We start from the raw sequence: 22,442 nt of genomic DNA, 5'->3' as shown, positions 1-22,442 counted from the left end.
TATTCGACCGAGCCCGGTCAGTCGGCGCCGTACAGGCGCAGAACCGACGATCGGAACTGAGTGGCCGCCGTGGCCGCGTCGACCCGGCCGCCACGCAGCTGCTGTCCCGCCGCGTGGCCGAGCGCGATCGTTGCGGCGACGAGCCATTCGGTGGACAGATCCGTCGTGAATTCTCCGGTCTCGCGGCCGCGCCGGATCAGCGCGTCGAGGTTTTCCTCGACCGGTACGTGGCGTGCGGCGTCGGCCGCGGAGTCGCTGTCGGAGAAGTCGAATCGCGTCTGTTCGGCCAGCATCGTGGCGACGGCGGCGAGGAGCCGGTCGAGAGCCGCCGTGGCGGTGCCGGTGTCGAGGTCGGCGGCTTCCAGCACATCGAGCGCGCGTCGGCTCTGTTCGTCGCGCACCGACGCGAGCAGCATCGCCCTGGTACCGAAGTGCGCGTACGCGGTCTGGCGGGTGACCCCCGCCGCGGCGGCGATCTCGGCCATGCTCGCCTCGGGATGCTCGCCCAGGACCCGGATCGCGGCGGCGACCAGCGCCGACCGGTTGCGCCCTACCTCTACGCGCTGACGGCGCCGCCTTATCTCTGACACGATTGACAACGATAACAGCCCACTTAAAATTGTCAGGTATGTCAGAGATAACTGAACGCGCAGCCCGTCGACTCGTGCTCGACTACACCCGCGACATGGCCCTGTCCGACGAGGACCCCGCCGCGATCGTGGATCGCACCCTGACCGAGGACGTGATCTGGCAGACCGACGGCACCGAGCTCGACCGCGACCGGTTGATCGCGCACGCGTCGCCCGCCCGCAAGAACGTCACCGCCGTCGATGTCACGATCGACGATCTGCTCGTCGACGGCCACCGATTCGCCGCGCGGTGCCGCCTCGACGCCGAACATCGCAAGCTCGGGCACCTACGGATCGAATGGATCATGATCGGCAGCGTCGCCGGCGACGGACGCGTGCGGCGGATTCATCAACTCGCTGTGACCCCGAAGTCGTAGGAGTGGTCCTGACCACATCGAATGCCCCTATATCCTGGTCTCTTCGCATCACGAGTAGGAGCGTTCCGATGGCCTTGGCTCGACACTGCGACCGCGATGGTTGCGATAGCTGGCAGCGCATCGATCACGACGTCAACCACCGATGGATCACCGTCGACCTCGGTGCGGGCGACGTGCGGCACTTCGATACCCGCGACTGCCTGCTGCACTGGGCAGCGGCCACCAGCGTCCCGACCGAGGTCTCTCCGGCTGTGTAATTTCTCAGATTCGCCACCTAGGGTCGAGTCCAGCCGCAGTACGCCGACCTGCACAGGAAGGAAGACTGGCGAGACATGCCGAGCATCACAACGTGCCGAGACGCACTCGAATTGGCGGTGCGTGCTCCCTCGGTGCACAACACCCAACCGTGGCGCTGGCGGATCCAGCGCGGCCGCGTCGATCTGTTCGCCGACTTCGGGCGTCAGGTCACCGCGACCGACCCCTTGGCACGCGCTCTCGTGGTGAGTTGCGGCGCCGCGCTGCATCATCTCGAGGTGGCGTTCGCCATGCTGGGCTGGCAGGCCGAGATCGATCGGCTGCCCGACCCGGATCGACCCGACCACCTCGCGACGGTGCGGTTCACCCCGCGTCCGCCGTCGGATCGCGATATCCGGCTGGCCGCCGCCATCCACCTGCGCCAATCCGATCGGCGCCGCTATCCTGGCGGGCCGGTGCCCGCGCCCGACCTGCGTGCGGTGTCGCGATGCGCGGCCCCGTTCGGGGCCGCGGCCCGGCACGTCCCCGACAGCATGCTCTCGCAGCTGGCCGCCCCCATGCGCCGAGCCGCCGCCCGGCACGCGACCGACACGAATTACCTGGCGGAACTGGAGCAGTGGAGCGGCTGCCACGGCGAGCCCAACGGCGTACCCGCCCGCAACGCACCCGTCGCACGCTCATCGGACGAACTACCGGTGCGGGTGTTCGCCGAAGCGGAACTGTCCGAGTACACCGACGAGCCCGACTCCGCCCACTGGCTGGTCGTGTGCACCCCGCACGACAACCGCCTCGCCCAGCTGCGCGCGGGTCAGGCAACGAGCGCGATCCTGCTGCAGGCCACCTACCTCGGCCTGGCGACGAGCCTGCAATCCGAACCTCTCGGCATGCTGGATCTCCGCGACCAGATCCGCACCACGGTCCTGCAGGAATGCGCCTATCCGCACGTCATGATCCGAGTCGGCGTCATGCCGCACGCCGCGGCACCCTTGGAATCCACCCCGCGCCGCCCGGTGACCGAGGTCATCGAAACGAACTGAATCACCTGGTCGATCGGTGTTTCGACGGCGTCGGCGCGAGGGCGGCTGATTGCTTCGATGGATTGCGGGCATGTCCACCACAGGGCGGTCTCGTCCTCGAAAAGGAGCTGCGCGATGAATCAGTCAGAGAAACAGTTTCCCGATGACGCTCGGACCACTCGAACCCACGCGGGCGAGTCGATCAGGGACACCAGGAATTGGCCCGGATTGATTCTTGCCGCTATCGGGCTGGTGCTGCTCGGTCTCACGCTCACCGCGGCCGGGTACGGCTTCGGCGGCTGGGCCGTGCTGGCGGGTGTGGCGTGCGCGGTGTGTCTGGTGGTGGGGATCGGGCTCGTGGTCGCCGAGCACCGACGGGTGAAGGCGCAGGAGGGTCTCGCCTTGGGCGAGCCACGGGGACACTGAGATGGTCGTCCTGCGGGCGCCGCGGGTCTACCGGCCGCAGGCCGATACCTGGCTGCTCAGTCGTGCGATGCGTGAAGTGCCGTCGCTGTCCGGCGGGCGGGTGCTCGACGTCTGCTCGGGGACCGGCGCGCTCACCATGGCCGCCGCCGCGGCGGGCGCGAGCAGTCTGACCGCCGTCGACCTGTCCTGGTCGGCGCTGATGTCGACATGGATGAACTGCCGGTTGCGCGGCATCGCGGTGGAGCTGCTGCACGGCGATTTCGGATCCGCGCTGCGGCTGCCCCGCTTCGACGTGGTGGTCGCGAATCCGCCCTATGTTCCCGCGGGCCGGGCGACCGGTCGCGGTGCGGCGCTGGCCTGGGACGCGGGCGCCGACGGCCGAAGTGTGCTCGACCGGTTGTGCGCGATGCTGCCGGACCTGCTCACCGAGCGTGGCGTCGGGTTGATCGTGCATTCGGCGATCAGCGACCCCGAGCGCAGCCTGTGCCAACTGCGTGGACTCGGCGCGAACGCCCAGGTCGCGGCGACCGGAACGGTGCCGTTCGGACCGGTCATGCGGTCTCGCGCCGGATGGTTGGCCGCCAACGGCTTCATCCGGCCCGGCCAGCGCGAGGAGGAACTGGTGGTGATCCGTGTCGACCGAACATCGTCTCCCGTCGCCGACCTCGCCTGAGGCGCGGCGGGTCGTGCTCACCGACGGCGGGCCCGCGCTCATCGACGGTCCCGTCGACGTGGTCACCCCCGACGGGACGGTCCTGCACTGCGACCGTTTCGTGGTGGCGCTGTGTCTGTGTCGCCGGTCGAGCACCTACCCGCTGTGCGATACGAGCCACCGGCGCCGGCGTCATCCGAGGAGTGCCGAATGACGGCTCTGCGATCACTGCCCCGCCCGCGTGGCGAGTTGTCTGCCGCGGTCACCGAATTGCTCACGCGGACACCAGGTTTAGCGGTTCCCGAAGTCGGTGGACTCGACCCCTACGGCGAGGATCTCCTGCTGACCCTGCACACCTGTTACGAACTGCACTATCAGGGATTCGCCGGTGTCGACGAGAACTGGGAGTGGGATCCCGACCTGCTGCGGCTGCGCCGCGACCTGGAGAACCAGCTGCTCACAGCCCTGCATGCCGATGTCCCCGGCGGCGAGGACGTCGAGGCAGAACTCGACCGTCTCCTCGAACCGACCCGTGACACCGACGGCATCGCGGGATTCCTCGCCGAGCGGGGGACGGCCGATCGGTTGCGCGAATACTTCGTCCACCGCTCGATCTATCACCACATCGAAGCCGACCCGTACGCCTGGGTGATCCCGCGCCTGCGCGGACAGGTGAAAGCGTCGCTGGTGGCGGTCGAGTTCGACGAGTTCGGCGCCGGCCGCGGCGAACGCGTGCACGCGCGACTCTTCGCCGATCTCCTGTCCGGCGCCGACCTCGAGCCGGGCTACCTGCACTACCTCGACACCGTGCCCGCGCCGATGCTGGCGCTGGTGGACATGATGACGTTGTTCGGCCTGCACCGTGGCCTGCGCGGCGCGCTGATCGGCCATTTCGCGACCGCCGAGATCACCTCGCCGCCTGCGTCGCGCCGATTGGCCGAGCTCGCCCGCACGCTGCTCCCGCATCCCGCGTGCGCGCACTTCTACACCGAACACGTCGAAGCCGACGCCGTGCACGAACAGGTGATGCGGCGCGACGTCATCGCCGGTTTGCTGGCCACCGAACCCGGCCGAGCTGCCTCGGTCGTGTTCGGCATCCAGGCGACGAACCTGCTCGAGGATCGCTTCGCCGATCACGTCCTGACGTGCTGGAACGCGGACCGCAGCTCGTTGCGCGAGGCACTCAGTGCACCCGCCGCACCTGCGTGAAGGCGATCCCGACGGGGTAACCGCCCTGTTCCCGGTCGTAGGCCTCGTGGTCTGCGGTGAGATGGTCGGTGATCGAGTGCATCACGTGCCAGCCGAAACCGGTCGTGTCGACCGGGTGGTCGCTGTCGCAGACCGCGGAAACCGCGACCCGGATCCGGAATCCGTCGGCGGTGACCTCGCAGTGGATCTCGGACTCGGGTACCGCGTCCAGGATCAGGCACGTGGCCGCCTCGTCGAGCGCGACGCGGATATCGGCTACCTCGTCGACCGTGAAACCGGCGATCAAGGCGACAGTTTCGGCGACCGCCCGGAGCATCACAACCTGGCTCAGATCGGCGTCGATCTGGACGCGGGTCGATGTCGCACGGGTCGAGTCGGTGATGATCCGGTCGCTCGAATCCACGATGTCCTCCTCCCGAGCGTGCGCCGGAGTGGCTTCATCGAGCGCATACCCAGGATCAGGGTGATCGAAACGGTCTGTCAGTGACCTGGTTCCGATCGGGAGGCTTCGTCGATCGACAGGTAACACCGGAACAGCGGCCGCACACCGACCAGATCCAGCGCTCGCTCCACCTCACGGGTTCCGGTGAGCAGGCGAATGTCGACCCGGTGCGTCCACGCCTCGACCTTGGCGTCGCGCAGCATCGCCGCGACGCGGATACTCAGGAATTCGGTGTCGCGCAGGTCGATGACGACGACGCGTGCGCCCGAACGCACGGAGCGATCGAGGAGCGAACGGAATCGCGGCATGCGCGCCGCGTCGAGCTCGATGCCGCCCTGGAGTACCCAGCAGCCAGGTCGTCCCGGGTCGCGCAAGGCCGGCTCGGCCGCGGTATCCGCGGAGCAGCCGCGGTACCAGCGCAGCCGACTCGAATGCCGACGATCCGTGACGACAGACATGAAACCTCCTGTGCGACAGGAATGACCGGTCATCGCTGCCGACAGGCGTCTACCGGCTCGGGGGAGCGGTAGACGAGGACCGGGGTCGGCTGGAGGTCTCAACCTGGAACAATTCTGGCACGTGTCGGCGCCGCTGTCACTGGGTCGACGTCGGCTCAGCGAGCGCTTGCTCACGCAGAAAGGTCAAGGTCCGCGACAGGATCCGCGAGACCTGCATCTGCGAGACACCCAGGTGCTCGGCGATCTGGCCCTGCGTCTGGGACTCGTAGAAACGCATGATCAGCACCTGCCGTTCCTCGGCGGGCAGCGCGGCGATCAGCGGGCGTACCGCCATCGCGTCCTCGGTGAGTTGGTAGCAGGGCTCGTCGCTGCCGAGCGTGTCGGTGATCGGCTGGGTGGAGTTGTCTCGGCCGTCGTGGGTGACGCCGTCGATGGAGTTGGTCTGATAGCCGTTGCCCGCGACCAGCGTGCGGGTCACCTCGACCAGGTCGACATCGAGTTCGTCGGCGAGTTCGTGCGCGGTGGGGAACCGGCCGAGCCGCTGCGAGAGTTCCTCGGTGGCGGGCCCGATCCTGAGCTGGATCTCCTTGAGCCGGCGCGGCACCCGGACCGCCCACGTGCGATCGCGGAAGTGCCTGCGCACCTCACCCATGATCGTCGGGATCGCGAAGGACAGGAATGAGGAGCCGCGGGTGACGTCATAGCGATCTACGGCGAGCACCAGGCCCACCCTGGCGGTCTGCTCGAGGTCGTCGAACTGCTCGCCGCGGCCGTTGAACTTGCGCGCGATGTGATCGGCGAGCGGCAAGCACAGTTCGATCACCTGCGCGCGCACGGTGTCGTGGTGTTCGTCGCCGGGCTCGAGCGCCCGCAGCTTCTCGAACCACGGTTCGATGTTGTCGTAGCTGTCGCCGTGCGAATGCGATCGCCGGGCGGTCGAACGGTCGGCCGAAACTGTCGTTGATTCCCATGTCATCGCTACTTGCCTCACTTCCAGGCGGTTGCAGATGTGTTCATGGGGTACCCACCGGGACCCGGGGCTATGCCCTACCCACGAGGCTAGCGCGCAATGGTCACGACTTGGCAGGTCCGTGCAATCGCCGGATCCAGCCGAATTCGACCGTGGTGGGGTAGCCGCCGCGGGCCGCGTCGAACCCGGCGTAGTCGGTGCGCAGCGCGTCGGTCAGCGTCGCGACGACATGCCAGCCGAAGGACTGCTCATCGAGGGCGGCGGGCTCTCGTGCCACTGCGCTCACCCGGGCGCCGAGCGCTCCGTCCCCACCGGTGAACGCACAGTCGAGCAGGGAGTCCGGCGTCGCGACCAGCATCAACGCGGTGGCGACCTCGTCGAGAGCCAGCAGCAGGTCGGTGACCTCGTCGAGCGCGAAACCACCGACGAGCAGCACTGTCTCGGCGAGGGCGTGCACCATGCTCAGCTGGTCCAGTTCGGCGGGCACCTGGAACCCGACAGTTCTCGAGCGGGGAGCGGTGTCGCGATCTCGAGCCCGCACGCCACCTCCCTCATCCACTACCGTTTGTCGGAGGTTACCCCGTAACCGCCGGGTCACGCCTCGAGCTCATTTCGGGTCGTTGCCCGTCGACTCCGGTTCTCCCGGCCGCCTGCCCCTGGTCTTGCGCATCACCAGCACCACCGCGACGAGGGCAACCAAAGCCACGATCGCAATTATCTCCATAGGCGCCGCTTACCCCACGAGCCGAGTCCGAACCGCTGTTTGCCCCGCCGATAACGCGGTAGTCCGTCGAAGAAGTGGCAGGCCGTTCTCCGAATTCCCCGCGCGTGACGAAGGGACGACGAAATACCATGACCGACCGCGATATTCCGTCCGAATTCACCCATCCGCCGACTCCGCCCGACGAGGACGCCGCGACACCGTGTGAGCAGGCGGGTCCGGCAGCCGACCAGCAGGGGCCCGCGCTGCGCAGCCCCACGGGTGCGCCGATTCCCGGTGACGCGAGCGTGCGGGCCCAGCAGGGGCCTCGGCTGACCACCCCGCAGGGCGCGGGGGTGGCCGACACCGATCACGCGCTCAAGGCGGGACCGCGCGGCCCGACGCTGCTGCAGGACTTCCACCTGCGCGAGAAGATCACCCACTTCGATCACGAACGCATCCCCGAGCGGGTCGTGCACGCTCGGGGCACCGCCGCTCACGGTGTGTTCGTCGCCAACGGCGCCGCCGCGTCGCTGACCCGCGCGAAATTCCTGGCCGCCGACGCGCGCACCCCGGTCTTCGTACGGTTCTCGACGGTGCTCGGCTCACGCGGGTCGGCCGACACGGTGCGTGACACCCGCGGTTTCGCGGTGAAGTTCTATACCGGCGAAGGGGTCTACGACCTGGTCGGTAACAACATTCCGGTGTTCTTCATCCAGGAAGCGATCAAATTCCCCGATGTGATCCACGCAGGAAAGCCCGAGCCGGATCGGGAGATCCCGCAAGCGCAATCCGCCCACGACACTTTCTGGGATTTCGTCACGCTGCACACCGAGGCGACCGCCCATACCTTCTGGAACATGTCGGACCGGGCGCTGCCACGGTCGTTGCGGATGATGGAGGGATTCGGCGTCCACACCTATCGCCTCGTTGCCGAGGACGGCACGACGAGTCTGGTGAAATTCCACTGGAAGCCGCGCCTGGGCGTGCATTCGATGTTATGGGAGGAAACACAGCTCACGGCCGGTTTCGACCCGGATTTCCATCGCCGGGATCTGGCCGACACGATCGCGGCGGGCTACGCACCGGAATGGGATTTCGGTGTGCAGGTATTTCCCGACACTCCCGATCACCTCTTCGAGGGCATCGATCTGCTCGACCCGACCAAGATCGTCCCCGAGGAACTCGCGCCGGTGCGGACCATCGGCACCCTGCGGCTCACCGCGAATCCGGAGAATTTCTTCGCCGAAACCGAACAGGTGGCCTTCTGCCCCACACATCTGGTTCCGGGCATCGAGGTCACCGACGACCCGCTGCTGCAGGGCAGGCTGTTCTCCTATCTCGACACCCAGATCAGTCGGCTCGGCGGCCCGAATTTCACCCAGTTGCCGATCAATACGCCGCACGCCGACGTCAACGACCTCTTTCGGGACGGGATGCACCAGGGTGCCGTGCACCCCGGAGTCGCTGCCTACAAACCCAATTCGCTCGGCGGCGGGTGCCCCTACGCGGCGAGTTTCGCCGGCGAAGCCTTCGTCGAATCGCCGACACCCATTCCGCCGCCGACCGCGAAACTGCGGACCTCCGCCAACAGTGCGGGATCGGTGTCGTTCGCCGACCATTACTCGCAGCCGCGCATGTTCTATCGCAGCCTGACAACCGGCGAACAGCAGCATCTCGCCGATGCGTTCTCCTTCGAACTCGGGAAATGCCAGTCCGAGACGATTCAGCGGCGCGCTCTGCAGATGCTGGTCAATGTCGACGACGGGCTGGCCGACTACGTCGCCGGTCAACTCGGTCTCGACAAGCCCGCCCCGAACAGCGACCATGTCGACCTCGCGCCGAGTCCCGCGTTGTCGCAGCGACACGGCAGTTTCCCGGTGGACGGGCGGACGGTGGCGCTGCTGGTCGATGACACCACCTCGGGCGACGCGATACGGGAGGTCTCGACCGCGCTGGAAGAGGCCAGGGTCCGGCCGATGGTTGTCGCGGCGCGCGGCGGTGTCATCGACGGTGTGCCGGTGGCGCGGACTTTCGCCACGATGCGATCGGTCGAATTCGACGGCGCGCTGTTGCTGGCCGCGCCGGCGGACTCCCGCGTGAACCTGCTGGTCGAGGAGATGTGGCGGCACGGCAAGGCGATCGCCGCGGTCGGCACCGCGGCCTCGGTGCTGCAGCGCAACGACATCGAACCCGATGCACCGGGAATCACCGTCGCCGACGCGGTGGCAGCGACGAGCGCGCTGCTCACCGATCTGGCCGAGCATCGTGCGTGGGCGCGCATCGAAGCCGGCTCCTGACCCACACCGACACTGCGCGCGTCCGTCGTTTCGAGTGCGAATGCGCGGGCATCCCACGAGTGTGGCGATCAGCCGAATGTGGAACGGGCGCCGAAGAAACGGCTCAGCCACGCTTTCGTAGGACGGTGTCGACACCGGAGTTACCTCGGGGCAGGTCGAGCGCACCATCACGATGCCAACGACGTCATCGCGGTGCGCGCTCGACCTGCGTCGCGGCCTTTCGCGGGTGCCCAACGGCGTGCGCCCGCCGCAACACCGACGACAGGAGGCGATGATGTTCGCGATCGAGCGCACCGAGTCGAACCCGGTGCCGACGCCGCCGGAACCCACACCACCAGGCCCGCCGCCGGACCCGTTCCTGCCGAACCCGGGCGATCCGGTGCCCGCTCCACCCAGCCCGCCGAGCCCGCCCGGCCCGGATCCGATTCCGCGCCCGCCGAGCCCGCCCGGCCCGGATCCGGTGCCCCCGCCGCCGAGCCCGCCCGGTCCCGATCCGGTGCCCGCCCCGCCGACTCCGCCCGGTCCCGGTGACCCGGTGCCCGTTCCGCCGGAGCCGCCGGGCCCCGACGTTCCCCCGCCGCCGATCCTTCGAGGTCTCAGCGCGGCACTAGATCTCGGCTCGGCTCTGACCGCGTCCTCGGTGTCACCGCGCCTCGAACTCGCGGCGCGGCCATAGGGAATCAGGGAGGTCGGTTCTCTGGACCACCGCCCGGCCCCGCTGGGTGTCGCCACTAACCGTTGCGGTCCACCTGGGCGCCTTCGTGCGCGGTCAGCAGGACGTGGTCGAGCCGGGTGCGCAACCGCACCTCGTCACCGGCCACCGTCGGCAGCGCGGCGACCACGCGTTCGGCGATGGCGCGCAGCTTCACGTTGGTCTCCTGCGAGCGCCACTGGAGTACCCGGAACGCCTGGTCGGCGCTGACGCTGTAGGCGAGCATCAACGCGCCTTTGGCCTGTTCGATCACCATGCGCGCCTCCAGCAGCACCGGCAGGGTGCTGTCGAGCGCCTCGCGCCGGTATTCGGCCGCGGTGTCGGACAGGTCGATGTAATAGCCCTCGGTGCCGATCACCGTCCCGTCCACGTCGGCGAGCGGCTCCGACACGACCAGCACATCGCGCACCCGGCCGTGCGTATCGATGATGCGGTGGTGGCTGGAGAACGCGCCGCTGTCCTCGACCGAGGTGATCATGGCCGCGACCCGATCACGATCGTCGGGATGCTTGTGCGAGAGCAGCATTTCGGTCGTCGGCACGGTGCCGGGCTGGTAACCGTGCATCCGCGCGACCTCATCGGACCATTCCCATTGCCGGGTGGCGAATCGAAACCGGAATCGGCCGACCGTCAACGAGTCGCCGACCCCGACCACGCGTTCGACAAGCGCGCGCTCTGCGGTGGATGCGTTGTCCAGTTCGGTCATGCGTTGATTATTCACCCTGGACGCCGAGCCTGTTTGCACCTGACAGACCCGGGTAGGCCGTCGATGGGTCCCCAGGACGGCCCACGGCCACCGAGTGGCCGAGAAACAGCCTGAAAGGAATGTCATGGGTATCGCTGACAAGGCGAAGAACAAGGCCGAAGAGCTGGCAGGCAAGGCCAAGGAAGCCACCGGCCGCGCCACCGACGATCGCGATCTCGAGAACGAGGGTCGCGGCGAGCAGGCCAAGTCGAACCTGAAGGACGCAGGCGAGAAGGTCAAGGACGCTTTCCGCGACTGACCGGCCACGCCGCCGGGGTCATCGGTCCTTCACCGGGCCGATGACCCGGGCCCGCTCCGCAGGTGCTGGAGGTGAGCAAGTGTCCGCGCATGTACCGACGGTCGGCGTCGAGGAAGAGTTCCTGCTGACCGATCCCGCGTCCGGCGCGCCCGCGCCGAAGAACACGCTGGTCGCCGAGACGGCGAAGAAGGCCGGGATCGATCTGCAGCTGGAGCTGACGAGCTGTCAGGTCGAGACGAGTAGCGCGGTGCACTCCGAGATCGGCGCCTTGCTGGCGGAATTGCGGACCGCACGGCGCCGGGTGGCCGAATGCGCGGCCGAGCACGGCACCCGGTTGCTGGCGGTCGCGGTTCCACCGACCGTCCCCGAGGGATACCCGGTTACCGATACGCCGCGCTATCAGCGGATCGCGCACTCTTTCGGCATGATCGCCCACGAGCAGGGGCTGTGCGGGTGCCACGTGCACGTGGCGGTGCCCGACCGCGAAACCGCGGTGCTGGTGAGCAATCATGTCCGGCCACGATTGCCGGTACTGCTCGCCTTGACCGCGAATTCGGCGATCTACCGCGGCAGCGAGACCGGCTACGCGAGTTGGCGCAGTATTTTGTGGCGCCGGTGGCCCAGCGCCGGTCCGCCGCCGTATTTCGCGTCGCTGCGTGACTACGAATCGATGGTCGCGATGATGCGATCCAGCGGCAGCATCCTGGACAACAAGATGGTCTATTGGGATGTCCGCCCGTCGGAATCCTTTCCTACTGTCGAGATCCGCGTGAGCGATGTCCCGGCGACAGCCGAGGAATCCGCCTTGCTGGCCGCCCTCATCCGCGGAATCGTCACTACCGCGCTCGACGCGATCGCGCAGGACATTCCCGCTCCCACGGTGCCCGGCGAAGTCCTGCGCGCCGCCTATTGGAACGCCGCGCGATCCGGGCTCGACGGCAACGGCCTCGACCTCGTCGCGGGTCGCGTCGTTCCCCACCAGGACCTGCTGGCCGGGCTGGTCGAGGACATCGCGTCGGCATTGCATCGTTGTGGTGACCACGACTTCGTCACCGATGCGGTCAGGGCCCTCAGTGAGCGCGGAAACGGCGCGCGCCGGCAGTTGGCGGCGATGAACAGGCGACGCGAGATCGCCGATGTGATCGGTGAACTCGCCGACGCCACCCTCGAGGGCTGCCGCTGATCGTTAGGCCGCGCGCATCAGATCCATCACATTCGCAGACACCATCGATTCGGCGTGCTCAAATGGGATCACCAGCCGATTTTGAGCCACCAGGACCGGCTGGGGCAGTGTGTGTGTATGCCTGCCGGTGTCGAGGGATCGGGCACTCGTGAACACCCATTCCGGCCATGGCGACCAACCGTCGCGGATCGATGAATCCGACTCGGCACTGCGTGCGGAGGTCACCCTCCATCACACGGCCACTGTTCTGCATGTGCACGGCGAGATCGACGCGTGCAACCTGCCTCGATGGCGCATCATTCTCGACGCAGCCATCACGGCGGAGGGCGAGTCGGGCCACCTGGTGATCGACATCAGGGACGTGACGTTCATGTCCTGCCGGGCGATCCTCGACATGGCGACCCGCGCCCAGCAGAGCCGGCTGCGGATGAGTGTGGTCAATCCCGTGCCGTCGGTCACCAACCGGATCATCGTCGCGGCCGGTCTCACCGAGTGGCTACCCGTCTACCCGAGCCGAACCGAGGCTCTGGCCGCCGCGCCCGCGCAGCCCACCCGAACGATTCCCCCGGCGTCGTGGACGACGACGTAGACCTGGGCAGGTAACCAGGTCCGGGTTCAATCGTTCGCAACGGAGTCGGTGAGAATCGGCAGCAACGCCTTGGCGCTGACCATGTGGTCCTGCCCGGCGAGCACCCGGTGCGACGCCTGGGGAATCGCCGCGGCGAGCTCCCGGGACACCTGATGCATCCCGGTCGGGTTCTTCTCCCCGACAACGACTTTCACGGGAACCCGGATCTCCTCGAACCGTTGCACCGGAGGTAGCGTTTCGGTGATCGCGATGTCGTACATCAGGGTGGGGGCGAGGGCCTTCATCGTTGTCCACCCGGGAAACAGCGGCAGCAGCGCGACGAACGCGCCCGGCATCCCGATCCCGCGCAGAAACGCCTTCAGCGCTCGCGCGTTCTTCGCCTGGTCGAGCAGCGCCCGCACCGTGGCGGCCAGCTCGGCGTAGGACGCCCGTTCGGTCTCGTCGTGCACATAGGGGGCGTCGTAGATCACGACCCTGTCGATCTTGTCCGGCATCCGTACCGCCGCTTCGAGCGCCAGCGCGGCACCCGAGGAATGTCCGTAGAGAATCGCGCGCCCACCGGCGGCGTCCACCATCGCCTCGATGTCGTCGACTTCCCGCTCGATCGCATACGGCTGTAGGTCCCCGCTGTCCCCGCGCCCGCGCCGGTCGTAGTTGTAGACGGTGAAGCGCGTGGCGAACACCCGCACGTCGCCGGCGATCGGCCGAAACCGCCGGAAACACGTCGCGCCGGTGATGTACACCAGCGCGGGCCCGTCACCGGACACGTCGTAGGCGAGTTCGGTGCCATCTTTCGACGTAGCGATCCTCATAGCTCGTTCCTTTCGGTGCCCGGCGCGCGCGGATCCCGATCGATCCACTGTCTACCACTACGACGATGTCGCCCCCGCAAACTCATCGGTGCGCCACGGGAGCCCGGCCCGGCGGAGCGGTATATTGCGCCGCGGCCCGACCGGGAACGTGTTCGACGCGACGAATCAGGAGGATTCAGTGGTGATGGGATCAGGCACGGAGTCGGCGTCGATCGTCGTGCGTCGATGCGCACGGGCGGTCGCGGTGGTGCTGGCCGTCTGCGCTTCGGCGGTCCCAGCCGCCTCCGCCGACCCCGCGTCGGCCGGTCTCGAATTCTATTCTCCGGCACCGGATTCGGTGGCCGGCGAGCACGGATCGGTGATCTCGTCACAGCCGATTGCCGGGGAGCCGGGACTGCCTGGGGCGCGCAATTTCCTTGTGCTCTACCGGTCGGTGGATGTGCACGGTCAGCCGGTCGCCGTCTCCGGTACGGTCGCTGTTCCCGAGGGAACGCCGCCGCCCGGCGGTTGGCCGCTGATCTCCTGGGCACACGGCACCACCGGCACCGCCGATGTGTGCGCACCGTCGCGGGACACCGGTACGGGGTTCCCCGCTCACGACTACACCTCGTTGACGCGCGCGACCTTGGCACGATGGATCGCCGCCGGATACGCGGTGGCGCAGACCGACTATCAGGGTTTGGGTACGCCGGGCCCGCACGGGTATCTGATCGGGGAGGCCGAGCAGCGTGCGGTCGCGGACATGGCGCTGGCGGCGCGGGTGATCGCGCCCGAGATCGGGACTCGCTGGGTGGCGATGGGACATTCGCAGGGTGGTCAGGCCGCCGTCTTCGCCAACGCGCGCTCGCAGCAGTGGGCGCCGCAGCTGCGCTTGCTCGGTGCGGTGGCAATGGCACCCGCCTCGCATCTGGGGCCGGTCGTGCAGGCTTTCGCCCTCGCCCAGCGAACCGGCATCGCGGCGAAGATCGACGCACCGGCGGGCTCGGTGTCGTTCATTCCGTTGTTCATCCGTGGCGCCCAGACCGTCGCCGACATCGATCCGTCGGCATTTCTTACCGCCGAAGCTGATTCGATGGTGGGCCAGGCCGATGACCGTTGCATCGGACAGCTGCGTGAGCGGGATTCCTGGGGCGGGCTCGGCGTGGGTGACACGTTCTCCGCCGACGCCGATCCCAGTGCGCTGGTGCGAGTTCTCGACGGCAACGACCCCAGCGGGCTGGCCCTGACCACCCCGATGCTGGTGTTGCAGGGCAAGGCCGACACCGTCGTTCTGCCCGCCGGCACCGACGCCATGGTCGCTCAGCAGCAGCTGACCGGCCAACCCGTGGAATACCGCACCTACCCCGGCGTCGATCACCGCGCCATCCTCGGCGCGAGCAACGACGACGCCCTCGCCTGGGTGAACGCCCGCTTCGCCCGCTGACTCACAGCGCGCACGTCCCGGTGATCCCGCCGGTCGTGATGTCCGGTGAAACCACGGCGGATGTGGTCGAGGTCCACGATGGCCCACGGCCGGATTGGTAGCGTGGCCGAGGTACGCGCAGTGGTTGCGTACGTGCTGGTAGCGGGCCCGGAGGGTCTGTGCGGAGTCGGTGTCCCACGACGAGAGGCCGTTCGATGCGAGCTCGGATCAAGGTGACTGTCGATGGGCGGACGCGGGTGGTGGACATCGACACCCGCACCACCCTGTTGGATGCCCTGCGTGAACAGCTGGGCGTCACCAGCCCGAAGAAGGGCTGCGATCGCGGGCAATGCGGGTCGTGCACTGTCCTGCTGGACGGCCGAAGGGCGACGTCGTGCCTCGCGCTGGCCGTCGCACACGACGGGGCGACAATCGTCACCGCCGACGGACTGGCCGACGGTGACGACCTGCATCCGGTCCAGCGAGCATTCCTCGAACACGACGGCTTCCAGTGCGGCTACTGCACGCCGGGCCAGATCTGTTCGGCGGTCGGCATGCTCGACGAGGTGCGGGCGGGCGCCCCGAGTCACGTGACGGCGGACCCCACGGGCGAGATCGTGCTGAGCGCCGACGAGATCCGGGAACGAATGAGCGGCAATCTGTGTCGCTGCGGGGCGTATCCGAACATCGTCGCGGCGATTCAGGAGGTCGCTCGATGAGGGAGTTCGCCTACGAACGCGCCACTGATGCGGGGCAAGCGGTAGCGGCGGTAGTCGCCGACCCCGACGCCGTATTCCTCGGTGCGGGAACCAATCTCGTCGATCACCTCAAACTCGGGATCATCGCGCCGGGCAAGCTCGTCGATGTCAGCGGACTGCCGTTCGATCAGGTGACCCCGCTGCCCGACGGCGGTGTCCGCATCGGGTCGGCGGTGCGCAATGCCGATCTCGCCGCGCATCCGGCCATCCGGGCGCGGTACCCGATGCTGTCGGCGGCACTGTTGGCGGGCGCGTCGGCCCAGCTGCGCAATCTCGCCACCACCGGCGGAAATCTGTTGCAGCGCACCAGATGTCCCTACTTCCAGGATTCGACTGTGCCGTGCAACAAGCGCGAACCGGGCAGCGGATGCTCGGCGATCGGCGGGTTCGATCGCGACCAGGCCATCCTCGGCGCGTCCGATCAGTGCATCGCCACCCATCCCTCCGACATGGCGGTGGCGATGGCCGGGCTGGGTGCGGTCGTGCGGGTGCTCGGCGCCGTCGGTGAGCGCGAGATCCCACTGGCCGACTTCTACCGGCTGCCCGGCGACGAACCCGACCGGGACACGATCCTCGACCACGGTGACCTGATCACCGCCGTCGACCTGCCCGCGCTCGAGTGGGCGAGCACCTCCACCTACCGCAAGGTCCGCGATCGTGCGTCGTTCGCGTTCGCCCTGGTGTCGGTGGCCGCCGCCGTCGACATCGCCGACGGCCTCGTGCGAGATGTGCGGATCGCGTTCGGCGGTGTCGCTGCCAAACCATGGCGGGCATTCGCCGCCGAGGCTCGACTGCGTGGCCGGGCCGCCACCGAGGAGAACTTCGCCGCCGCGGCCGATGCCGAACTCGCCGACGCGCGCGCACAGCGTCAGAACGGTTTCAAGATCCCTTTGGCGCGCAATGTGCTGGTCGCGACCCTGCGCGAGCTGAGCGAGGTGCGATGAACCCACCGGCGATCGGCAGCTCACCCACCCGTGTCGACGGACCGGCCAAACTCCGCGGTGTCGCGCCCTACGCGATGGAGCATCCGCAGCGGGATCCGTTGTACGGCTTCGTGATTCAGTCGACGATCGTCCGCGGGCGCATTCGCGAGATGGACACTTCCGTGGCCGCACGGATGGACGGCGTCGTCACCGTGCTCACCCACCACAATGCTCCCCGGCTGGCCGTCGACGACGACAACGAACTGTTCATCCTGCAAAACGGCGAGGTCGCGTTCCGTGGGCAAGTGATCGGCGCCGTCATCGCGACGAGCCTGGAAGTCGCCTGCGAAGCCGCCGCTCAGGTGCGCGTGACCTATGACGAGCAGCCCGCCGCCGTCACCCTCGACGCCGACCTCTACACCCCGCAGGAGGTGAGCGGCGGCTTTCCCACCGACACCACGATCGGTGACGTCGACGCCGCCATGGCGATCGCCCCGGTCACCGTCGACCACACCTATACGACCGCGATGGTCCACAACAACCCGATGGAACCGCATGCCACCATCGCGCACTGGACCGACGACACCTTGACGCTGTTCGACTCCACCCAGGGCCCGCACGTGGTGCGCGCCGAGGTCGCGGCCCTGTTCGGTCTGGCGCCCGAGCGGGTGCGGGTGATCGCGCCCTTCGTCGGCGGTGGCTTCGGATCCAAAGGTGAGCCGCACGCCAATATCGTGCTCGCGGCGATGGCCGCGAAACTCTGCGACGGGCGACCCGTGAAACTGCCGCTGACCAGGCAACAGCTGTTCTCTCTCGCCGGTTATCGGACGCCGACCCGCCAGCGGGTCCGGCTCGGCGCGCACCCCGACGGCACCTTGACCGCCATCGCCCATGACGCGATCGCGCAGGTCTCCACGGTGAAGGAGTTCGCCGAGCAGACCGCCGTGGCGACCCGCGTGATGTACTCGGCGGCCAGCCGATCGACCTCGCATCGTTTCGCGGCACTGAATGTTCCCGTCTCGTCATGGATGCGGGCGCCCGGGCACTGTCCGGGCATGTTCGCCGCGGAGACGGCGATGGACGAACTCGCGGTTGCCCTCGGTATGGACCCGATCGCCTTGCGCATCCACAACGAACCCCAGGTCGACCCGGAATCAGGGCGCCCGTTCTCCACCCGTGGGCTGGTCGAATGCCTGGGTGCCGGGGCGCAGCGCTTCGGCTGGGCAGAGCGTGACCCGGCGCCGAAGTCGCGCCGCGATGGCCGATGGCTGATCGGATCCGGGGTCGCTGCGGCGACCTACCCGGCCGACACCGCCGGGGGCAACAGCGCCCGCGTGCGCCACACCGGCGACCGCTACGAAGTCGCCATCGACGCCGTCGATATCGGTACCGGCACCTGGACCTCCCTCGGCCAGATCGCCGCCGACGCCCTCGGGGTCGACACGGATCGCATCGATCTGCGCATCGGCGATTCCGACCTCCCCCAGGGCACGGTCGCGGGCGGTTCGACCGGGATGGCGTCGTGGGGTTCGGCCGTGGTGGCCGCCGCGCGAGCGTTCCGTGACCGCTTCGGGCCGGAACCCGCCGACGGCGCCGAGATCACGGTCGAGGCGCCCGAATATCCAGGGAGAGAGAACTTTTCGACCCATGCGTTCGGCGCGCACTTCGTCGAGGTCCGCGTGCACACCGACACCGCCGAGATCCGGGTTCCGCGCGTGGTCAGCGTTTTCGGGGCGGGCCGCATCATCAATCCACGGATGGCCCGTTCCCAGTTCATCGGCGCTGTCACCATGGGTCTGTCGATGGCGCTGTGGGAAGAGAGCGAGTTCGATCCGCGCCTCGGCGCCGTGGTCAACCACGATCTCGCCGGGTACCACATCCCGGTCAACGCCGATATCGGCGAGATCGACGTCAGCTGGATCGACGAACACGATCCGCATCTGAACCCGATGGGCAGCAAGGGAATCGGCGAGATCGGCATCGTCGGCTCGGCGGCCGCGGTCGGCAACGCGATCTACCACGCCACCGGAGTGCGCGTTCGCCGCGTCCCCATTCGCCTCGAAGACCTGCTCGGCGCGCTCTGATCAGCAGCGGGTCGGCGCGGGTTCGCCGCGGAACCTGGCTTCGATGAAGTTCCAGGCCTCGGGCAGACCCGCTACCGCGGTCGTCATGTGCTCGGCGATCTGATAGCGGGAGAACGTGACCGGCGCGCCTGCCGCGCAGTAGCGGGTGGCTACGGCCTCGACGGCGTCGAAGGGTGTCAGTTCGTCGAAGACGCCCTGCCAGATCAACATCGGCGTCTCGGGCACCTCGGGGTCGTAGCGCAAACTGTTCTCCCGCAACACCGCTCGTGCCTCGGGGCTGTCCATCAGGGACTTGGTCGCTGCCAGCTGTTCGGCGCTGCGGGCTATACCGTGGAACAGCAGGAAGCGTCGGCATTCGTCAGCGGTGAAATCACGGAACCACAGGCCCTCGCCGTTGAGCTGGTCGGAAATGGGCAGACGCTGGGGGTATTCGCGCTCCAGACCCATCGCCGCCGCCCAGGCGAGGCCGAAACCGGGATGGTGCCCGAAGCCGATCCCGAGGGCCATCTGTTCGAGGTCGGCCGGGATGCCGCCGGCGGCGACGCCCGCGAGCGTCAATTCCGGTGCGTAGGTCGGTTGCAGCGCGGCCGCCCACGCGGTCGCCAGCCCGCCGCCGGAGTACCCGGCGAGTGCGATGGGGGACTGGCCGAGGCCGAGTTCGGGCGCGCGCTGGAGCGCTCGCACACTGTCGAGGGTGACCATGCCGCTGAGCCGGGCGGCGCCGTAGGCGACATTCGGCCCGAGGTAGTCCGGCAAGGCGACCGCCCAACCGCGGCCCAGCGGCAGAGCCGCGCCGAACGCGTCGGGGGTCTCGTCGTTGATCAGCGAGGTGGAAGGGTTGCATTTGGTGCCGAGGGAATTGATCAGCGCCTGGTAGGACACCAGCGGCGGGTTCGTGACACCGGCGGGGATCAGGACCGTGGTGACGCCCATGATCGGGTCACCCGCGGAGTTGGTCGAGCGGAAGGCGACGTGCCAGATATCGGTGCCCTGGTAGGGGCCGAGGTCGAACTTCCGTTGCCGCACCACATCACCGGGCGCGAAGTCGCCGATATCGGCCGGTGCGGTGAAGAAGGGATCGGGATTGGGGGTGGGGTAACGCGGCTCCGGCGTCGCCGCGGGAGCGAAGATGGCGACGGTGAGGCCGTAGAACAGCACCGTGAGTGCGGCCGTCAAAATCCGGCGCATGGTGGATCCTTATCTCTCGGGAGGTCAGCAGTTGCTCGGCGCGGGCTCGCCGCGGAAGCGGGCGTCGAGCCACGCGACGGCAGACGGGAAACCCATGACCGCGGTGGCCAGGTGGTCGGGGCTCGGATAGAGCTCCGAGTGCACCGGTGTCCCGGCCTCGCAGTAGCGCTGGTTCGTGCGATCGACCGCGTCGACGGGGATGAGTGGGTCGATGGGGGTGTGCCACTCGAAGATCGGGATCGCCGGCACGGGCTCGAACAGTTCCAGGCTGTTGGCGTCGCCCACTTCCCACGCCCGGGGGTCGTCGATCAGTGAGACGGTCGAGGCGAGGTCGGAGGCGCTGTGCATGGCTCCGGCGGCGATGAGTTCGACCGTGCACCCGTTGGCCATGGCATCGCGTACCGCCAAGCCGGTGTCGTTGAGCTGCCCGCTGATCGGGAGGCGGTCGGGGTACTCGCGTTCGAGGCCGAGTGCCGCGGCCATCGCGAGACCGAACATGGGATGAGGGGCGAAGCCGAGGGCGCGCGCCATCGTGGTGATGTTCATCGGCACCCCACCCTGCGCGGCGCCGACCAGGCGTAGTTCGGGCGCGTACTGCGGTGCGAGCGCGGCCGCCCAGCCGGTCGCCATGCCGCCGCCGGAGTACCCGAGCATGGCCGCCGGGCTGTCGGCGAGACCCAGTTCCGCGACCCTGGTCGCGGCGCGGATGCCGTCGAGGGTGATCTGTCCGCCGAGTCTGGCCGCGCCGTAGGCGGCGTTGGGGCCGAGATGGTCGGGCAGCGCGATGCTCCAGCCGCGCAGCAGCATCGTGTTCAGCAGCGGCACAGCGCGATAGAGCAGATTCGGATCGTAGGCGTAGAGGGCCCGCGAGACCGCGCACTGGGTACCGAGGCCGTTGATGATGTGCTGGTAGGACAGCAACGGCGCGCCGGGGCGATGGTCTTTCGGGGTGAGGATCGTGGTGGTCGCGGCGATCGGCCTGCCCTGGGAGTCGTTGGACCGGAACTTCACCAAAGTGACTGTGGCGGTGGGGAAGTAGGGCAGTGGTTCCTGGACCCGGACCGCCAGTACAGCCCCGGGTTCCTTGCTCGCGATGTCGGCGGGCGCGGCGTAGAAGGGGTCGGGGTCGGGAGCCGGATACACCGGCGGTGCCCCGGTGGCCGCCGGTGGGCCGGCGGCGGTGAGAAGCCCGACCATGACGGCGCAAGCCAGGGTGCGCAGGCTAATTCTCACGGATCACCGCCGACGTGGGGTAGCGAACACCGGTGGCGCGTTCGGATGCCGTCCACAACTGCTGCCAGAGAGCCCGATCCTGCGACAGCGCGCTCGACGGGCAGGCGCTGACCGGTCCCCGGGTGTTGAACAGCTTGGTCGGGCCCCAATAGATATCGGGATCCGCATCCGGTGCGGTGGCGGCGTAGAGCATCGATTGTGCTGCCGCGGTCCGTGATTGGCCTACCAGGCGGATGAACGGTTCGGCGACGTAGTCGAGTGGCGTCTGCGTCTTGGCGACGAGGCCGGTCGGTGCGACGCCGGGGTGCACGGCGTAGGAACGCAGCGTCGACCCGGATTCGCTGAGCCTGCGCTGTAGTTCGCGGCCGAATATCAGGGTGGCCAGCTTCGATTCCGGATAGGCCGCGTGTCGACTGTATCGGCGGTGTTCGAAGCGCAGATCGTCGAGCGGCAGTGCCTTGGTCCACCCGTGGGAAATGCTCGACAAGGAGATGACGCGGTCCTGGATCCGATCCAGCAGCAGGCCGGTCAACGCGAAGTGACCGAGATGGTTGACGCCGAATTGTGTTTCGAATCCGTCGGCGGTACGGGCGAACGGCACATTCATCAATCCGGCATTGTTGATCAGCACATCGAATTCGCCGCACTCTTGCGCGAAGCGCCGTACGTCGGACAGATCGGCAAGATCCAGGGCTGCCACGGAGATATCGCCGGCCAGCCGATCAGCGATGGCGCGACCCCGTTCGGTATCACGGCACGCCATGATCACCGTGGCGCCACGGGCTGCCAACGTGCGGGTTACCACCTCACCGAGGCCGCCGTTGGCTCCGGTGATCACGAATCGTCGGCCGTGCTGATCCGGTATCGGATCGGGAGTCCTTGCCATGGCGCATGACCTTACGAATCGTGGTCACCGGGTGGCAATGCGTTTGGAAAATGTCAGGGACGACGCGAGGACCGTTGGTCGTTTCCCAAAGAGGCCCGGCGCGCGAGGAATTCGGTTGCCCGCTGTCGTAGCGTGGCGCCGGTCAGTGTTGTCGAGTGGATTGCCGGGCGAATACCCGATCCCGCCGCACTGCTCGATTCCCTGTCGATACCTCTGATGCAGGAGATGTTTGCC

General features: G+C 68.0%; 26 protein-coding genes. 16 read left to right on the top strand and 10 right to left on the bottom strand.

Annotation, left to right across the window (positions count from 1 at the left end; translation table 11 throughout):
• Positions 1-17: 17 nt before the first annotated feature.
• Positions 18-590 (bottom strand): TetR family transcriptional regulator, encoded by a 573-nt coding sequence (locus ACFVVI_RS33165; protein ID WP_387448604.1) that lies wholly within the window; start codon positions 588-590, stop codon positions 18-20.
• A gap of 38 nt (positions 591-628) precedes the next feature.
• On the opposite strand from ACFVVI_RS33165, the gene ACFVVI_RS33160 reads away from it, so the two are divergent.
• From ACFVVI_RS33160 to ACFVVI_RS33130, 7 genes are all read left to right on the top strand, one after another.
• Positions 629-1,006 (top strand): nuclear transport factor 2 family protein, encoded by a 378-nt coding sequence (locus ACFVVI_RS33160; protein ID WP_379313988.1) that lies wholly within the window; start codon positions 629-631, stop codon positions 1,004-1,006.
• Between the two features lie 68 nt (positions 1,007-1,074).
• Positions 1,075-1,263 carry a hypothetical protein gene (locus ACFVVI_RS33155; RefSeq protein ID WP_378995072.1) on the top strand — a complete coding sequence of 63 codons (189 nt, stop codon included), beginning with the start codon at positions 1,075-1,077 and terminating at the stop codon, positions 1,261-1,263.
• 75 nt (positions 1,264-1,338) lie between these two features.
• Positions 1,339-2,298 (top strand): Acg family FMN-binding oxidoreductase, encoded by a 960-nt coding sequence (locus ACFVVI_RS33150; protein ID WP_387448600.1) that lies wholly within the window; start codon positions 1,339-1,341, stop codon positions 2,296-2,298.
• Between the two features lie 114 nt (positions 2,299-2,412).
• Complete coding sequence (locus ACFVVI_RS33145) at positions 2,413-2,703, top strand: hypothetical protein (protein WP_379313986.1); 291 nt, start codon at positions 2,413-2,415, stop codon at positions 2,701-2,703.
• Position 2,704: 1 nt separating this feature from the next.
• Entirely contained in the window at positions 2,705-3,376 is a 672-nt protein-coding gene (locus ACFVVI_RS33140; protein ID WP_387448598.1) for a HemK2/MTQ2 family protein methyltransferase, read from the top strand.
• A 13-nt stretch (positions 3,377-3,389) separates the two neighbouring features.
• Entirely contained in the window at positions 3,390-3,569 is a 180-nt protein-coding gene (locus ACFVVI_RS33135; RefSeq protein ID WP_387448595.1) for a CDGSH iron-sulfur domain-containing protein, read from the top strand.
• Complete coding sequence (locus ACFVVI_RS33130) at positions 3,566-4,564, top strand: iron-containing redox enzyme family protein (RefSeq protein ID WP_387448592.1); 999 nt, start codon at positions 3,566-3,568, stop codon at positions 4,562-4,564. The genes ACFVVI_RS33135 and ACFVVI_RS33130 overlap by 4 nt, the downstream gene beginning before the upstream one ends.
• On the opposite strand, the gene ACFVVI_RS33125 is transcribed toward ACFVVI_RS33130, so the two are convergent.
• The 4 genes from ACFVVI_RS33125 to ACFVVI_RS33110 form a co-directional block, all read right to left on the bottom strand.
• The gene (locus ACFVVI_RS33125) at positions 4,539-4,967 is read right to left on the bottom strand and encodes an ATP-binding protein (RefSeq protein WP_387448589.1); all 429 of its coding nucleotides are present in this window, start codon (positions 4,965-4,967) and stop codon (positions 4,539-4,541) included. The two genes, ACFVVI_RS33130 and ACFVVI_RS33125, sit on opposite strands and share 26 nt — an antisense overlap.
• Positions 4,968-5,044: 77 nt before the next feature.
• Positions 5,045-5,464, bottom strand: coding sequence for an STAS domain-containing protein (locus ACFVVI_RS33120; protein WP_378995053.1), 420 nt, complete (start codon positions 5,462-5,464; stop codon positions 5,045-5,047).
• 136 nt (positions 5,465-5,600) lie between these two features.
• The gene (locus ACFVVI_RS33115) at positions 5,601-6,440 is read right to left on the bottom strand and encodes an RNA polymerase sigma factor SigF (RefSeq protein WP_379313982.1); all 840 of its coding nucleotides are present in this window, start codon (positions 6,438-6,440) and stop codon (positions 5,601-5,603) included.
• A 97-nt stretch (positions 6,441-6,537) separates the two neighbouring features.
• Positions 6,538-6,975, bottom strand: coding sequence for an anti-sigma factor (locus ACFVVI_RS33110; protein ID WP_379313981.1), 438 nt, complete (start codon positions 6,973-6,975; stop codon positions 6,538-6,540).
• Positions 6,976-7,286: 311 nt separating this feature from the next.
• Between ACFVVI_RS33110 and ACFVVI_RS33105 the strand changes: the two genes are divergently transcribed.
• Both ACFVVI_RS33105 and ACFVVI_RS33100 read left to right on the top strand, forming a co-directional pair.
• On the top strand, positions 7,287-9,434 hold the full coding sequence (locus ACFVVI_RS33105) for a catalase (RefSeq protein WP_387448585.1): 2,148 nt from the start codon (positions 7,287-7,289) through the stop codon (positions 9,432-9,434).
• Positions 9,435-9,606: 172 nt separating this feature from the next.
• Positions 9,607-10,110, top strand: a complete 504-nt coding sequence (locus tag ACFVVI_RS33100) for a hypothetical protein (RefSeq protein ID WP_387448582.1) — start codon at positions 9,607-9,609, stop codon at positions 10,108-10,110.
• A 55-nt stretch (positions 10,111-10,165) separates the two neighbouring features.
• Here ACFVVI_RS33100 and ACFVVI_RS33095 read toward each other — a convergent pair whose 3' ends face one another.
• Complete coding sequence (locus ACFVVI_RS33095) at positions 10,166-10,852, bottom strand: PAS and ANTAR domain-containing protein (protein WP_378995044.1); 687 nt, start codon at positions 10,850-10,852, stop codon at positions 10,166-10,168.
• Positions 10,853-10,976: 124 nt separating this feature from the next.
• Between ACFVVI_RS33095 and ACFVVI_RS33090 the strand changes: the two genes are divergently transcribed.
• The 3 genes from ACFVVI_RS33090 (at position 10,977) to ACFVVI_RS33080 (ending at position 12,922) form a co-directional block, all read left to right on the top strand.
• Positions 10,977-11,150 carry a CsbD family protein gene (locus ACFVVI_RS33090; RefSeq protein ID WP_378995042.1) on the top strand — a complete coding sequence of 58 codons (174 nt, stop codon included), beginning with the start codon at positions 10,977-10,979 and terminating at the stop codon, positions 11,148-11,150.
• A gap of 79 nt (positions 11,151-11,229) precedes the next feature.
• Positions 11,230-12,333, top strand: a complete 1,104-nt coding sequence (locus ACFVVI_RS33085) for a glutamate--cysteine ligase (protein WP_387448578.1) — start codon at positions 11,230-11,232, stop codon at positions 12,331-12,333.
• Between the two features lie 148 nt (positions 12,334-12,481).
• Positions 12,482-12,922 (top strand): anti-sigma factor antagonist, encoded by a 441-nt coding sequence (locus ACFVVI_RS33080; protein WP_387448575.1) that lies wholly within the window; start codon positions 12,482-12,484, stop codon positions 12,920-12,922.
• A gap of 26 nt (positions 12,923-12,948) precedes the next feature.
• Here the strand turns inward: ACFVVI_RS33080 and ACFVVI_RS33075 are convergent, their stop codons facing one another.
• Positions 12,949-13,734, bottom strand: coding sequence for an alpha/beta fold hydrolase (locus ACFVVI_RS33075; protein WP_379315119.1), 786 nt, complete (start codon positions 13,732-13,734; stop codon positions 12,949-12,951).
• 184 nt (positions 13,735-13,918) lie between these two features.
• On the opposite strand from ACFVVI_RS33075, the gene ACFVVI_RS33070 reads away from it, so the two are divergent.
• From ACFVVI_RS33070 to ACFVVI_RS33055, 4 genes are all read left to right on the top strand, one after another.
• Positions 13,919-15,157 (top strand): alpha/beta hydrolase family protein, encoded by a 1,239-nt coding sequence (locus ACFVVI_RS33070; RefSeq protein ID WP_387448572.1) that lies wholly within the window; start codon positions 13,919-13,921, stop codon positions 15,155-15,157.
• Between the two features lie 194 nt (positions 15,158-15,351).
• Positions 15,352-15,855 (top strand): 2Fe-2S iron-sulfur cluster-binding protein, encoded by a 504-nt coding sequence (locus ACFVVI_RS33065; RefSeq protein ID WP_379315121.1) that lies wholly within the window; start codon positions 15,352-15,354, stop codon positions 15,853-15,855.
• Positions 15,852-16,838 carry an FAD binding domain-containing protein gene (locus ACFVVI_RS33060; RefSeq protein WP_387448569.1) on the top strand — a complete coding sequence of 329 codons (987 nt, stop codon included), beginning with the start codon at positions 15,852-15,854 and terminating at the stop codon, positions 16,836-16,838. Before ACFVVI_RS33065 ends, ACFVVI_RS33060 begins: the two co-directional genes overlap by 4 nt.
• Positions 16,835-18,901 (top strand): xanthine dehydrogenase family protein molybdopterin-binding subunit, encoded by a 2,067-nt coding sequence (locus tag ACFVVI_RS33055; protein ID WP_387448566.1) that lies wholly within the window; start codon positions 16,835-16,837, stop codon positions 18,899-18,901. The genes ACFVVI_RS33060 and ACFVVI_RS33055 overlap by 4 nt, the downstream gene beginning before the upstream one ends.
• Here ACFVVI_RS33055 and ACFVVI_RS33050 read toward each other — a convergent pair whose 3' ends face one another.
• From ACFVVI_RS33050 to ACFVVI_RS33040, 3 genes are read right to left on the bottom strand one after another with little or no spacing between them, the layout of a single operon-like run.
• Positions 18,902-20,089 carry a lipase family protein gene (locus ACFVVI_RS33050; RefSeq protein ID WP_387448563.1) on the bottom strand — a complete coding sequence of 396 codons (1,188 nt, stop codon included), beginning with the start codon at positions 20,087-20,089 and terminating at the stop codon, positions 18,902-18,904. It abuts the gene before it with no gap.
• 24 nt (positions 20,090-20,113) lie between these two features.
• Positions 20,114-21,286, bottom strand: a complete 1,173-nt coding sequence (locus ACFVVI_RS33045; RefSeq protein ID WP_387448711.1) for a lipase family protein — start codon at positions 21,284-21,286, stop codon at positions 20,114-20,116.
• A gap of 25 nt (positions 21,287-21,311) precedes the next feature.
• Positions 21,312-22,208, bottom strand: a complete 897-nt coding sequence (locus ACFVVI_RS33040) for an oxidoreductase (protein WP_387448560.1) — start codon at positions 22,206-22,208, stop codon at positions 21,312-21,314.
• Positions 22,209-22,442 lie beyond the last annotated feature (234 nt).

The sequence above is a fragment of the Nocardia sp. NPDC058114 genome (genome assembly GCF_042884695.1).
Lineage (GTDB): Bacteria > Actinomycetota > Actinomycetes > Mycobacteriales > Mycobacteriaceae > Nocardia.
The sequence above is the reverse complement of the archived record's forward strand: the minus strand, read 5'-3'. Positions and strand labels throughout refer to the sequence as shown.

Bases quoted from the DNA above. Each gene is read 5' to 3' on its own strand.
- ACFVVI_RS33160 (WP_379313988.1), top strand. From the start codon at position 629: ATGTCAGAGATAACTGAACGCGCAGCCCGTCGACTCGTGCTCGACTAC.
- ACFVVI_RS33155 (WP_378995072.1), top strand. From the start codon at position 1,075: ATGGCCTTGGCTCGACACTGCGACCGCGATGGTTGCGATAGCTGGCAG.
- ACFVVI_RS33150 (WP_387448600.1), top strand. From the start codon at position 1,339: ATGCCGAGCATCACAACGTGCCGAGACGCACTCGAATTGGCGGTGCGT.
- ACFVVI_RS33145 (WP_379313986.1), top strand. From the start codon at position 2,413: ATGAATCAGTCAGAGAAACAGTTTCCCGATGACGCTCGGACCACTCGA.
- ACFVVI_RS33140 (WP_387448598.1), top strand. From the start codon at position 2,705: ATGGTCGTCCTGCGGGCGCCGCGGGTCTACCGGCCGCAGGCCGATACC.
- ACFVVI_RS33130 (WP_387448592.1), top strand. From the start codon at position 3,566: ATGACGGCTCTGCGATCACTGCCCCGCCCGCGTGGCGAGTTGTCTGCC.
- ACFVVI_RS33120 (WP_378995053.1), bottom strand. From the start codon at position 5,464: ATGTCTGTCGTCACGGATCGTCGGCATTCGAGTCGGCTGCGCTGGTAC.
- ACFVVI_RS33115 (WP_379313982.1), bottom strand. From the start codon at position 6,440: ATGACATGGGAATCAACGACAGTTTCGGCCGACCGTTCGACCGCCCGG.
- ACFVVI_RS33105 (WP_387448585.1), top strand. From the start codon at position 7,287: ATGACCGACCGCGATATTCCGTCCGAATTCACCCATCCGCCGACTCCG.
- ACFVVI_RS33100 (WP_387448582.1), top strand. From the start codon at position 9,607: ATGCCAACGACGTCATCGCGGTGCGCGCTCGACCTGCGTCGCGGCCTT.
- ACFVVI_RS33095 (WP_378995044.1), bottom strand. From the start codon at position 10,852: ATGACCGAACTGGACAACGCATCCACCGCAGAGCGCGCGCTTGTCGAA.
- ACFVVI_RS33090 (WP_378995042.1), top strand. From the start codon at position 10,977: ATGGGTATCGCTGACAAGGCGAAGAACAAGGCCGAAGAGCTGGCAGGC.
- ACFVVI_RS33075 (WP_379315119.1), bottom strand. From the start codon at position 13,734: ATGAGGATCGCTACGTCGAAAGATGGCACCGAACTCGCCTACGACGTG.
- ACFVVI_RS33070 (WP_387448572.1), top strand. From the start codon at position 13,919: ATGGGATCAGGCACGGAGTCGGCGTCGATCGTCGTGCGTCGATGCGCA.
- ACFVVI_RS33065 (WP_379315121.1), top strand. From the start codon at position 15,352: ATGCGAGCTCGGATCAAGGTGACTGTCGATGGGCGGACGCGGGTGGTG.
- ACFVVI_RS33060 (WP_387448569.1), top strand. From the start codon at position 15,852: ATGAGGGAGTTCGCCTACGAACGCGCCACTGATGCGGGGCAAGCGGTA.
- ACFVVI_RS33055 (WP_387448566.1), top strand. From the start codon at position 16,835: ATGAACCCACCGGCGATCGGCAGCTCACCCACCCGTGTCGACGGACCG.
- ACFVVI_RS33050 (WP_387448563.1), bottom strand. From the start codon at position 20,089: ATGCGCCGGATTTTGACGGCCGCACTCACGGTGCTGTTCTACGGCCTC.
- ACFVVI_RS33045 (WP_387448711.1), bottom strand. From the start codon at position 21,286: ATGGTCGGGCTTCTCACCGCCGCCGGCCCACCGGCGGCCACCGGGGCA.
- ACFVVI_RS33040 (WP_387448560.1), bottom strand. From the start codon at position 22,208: ATGGCAAGGACTCCCGATCCGATACCGGATCAGCACGGCCGACGATTC.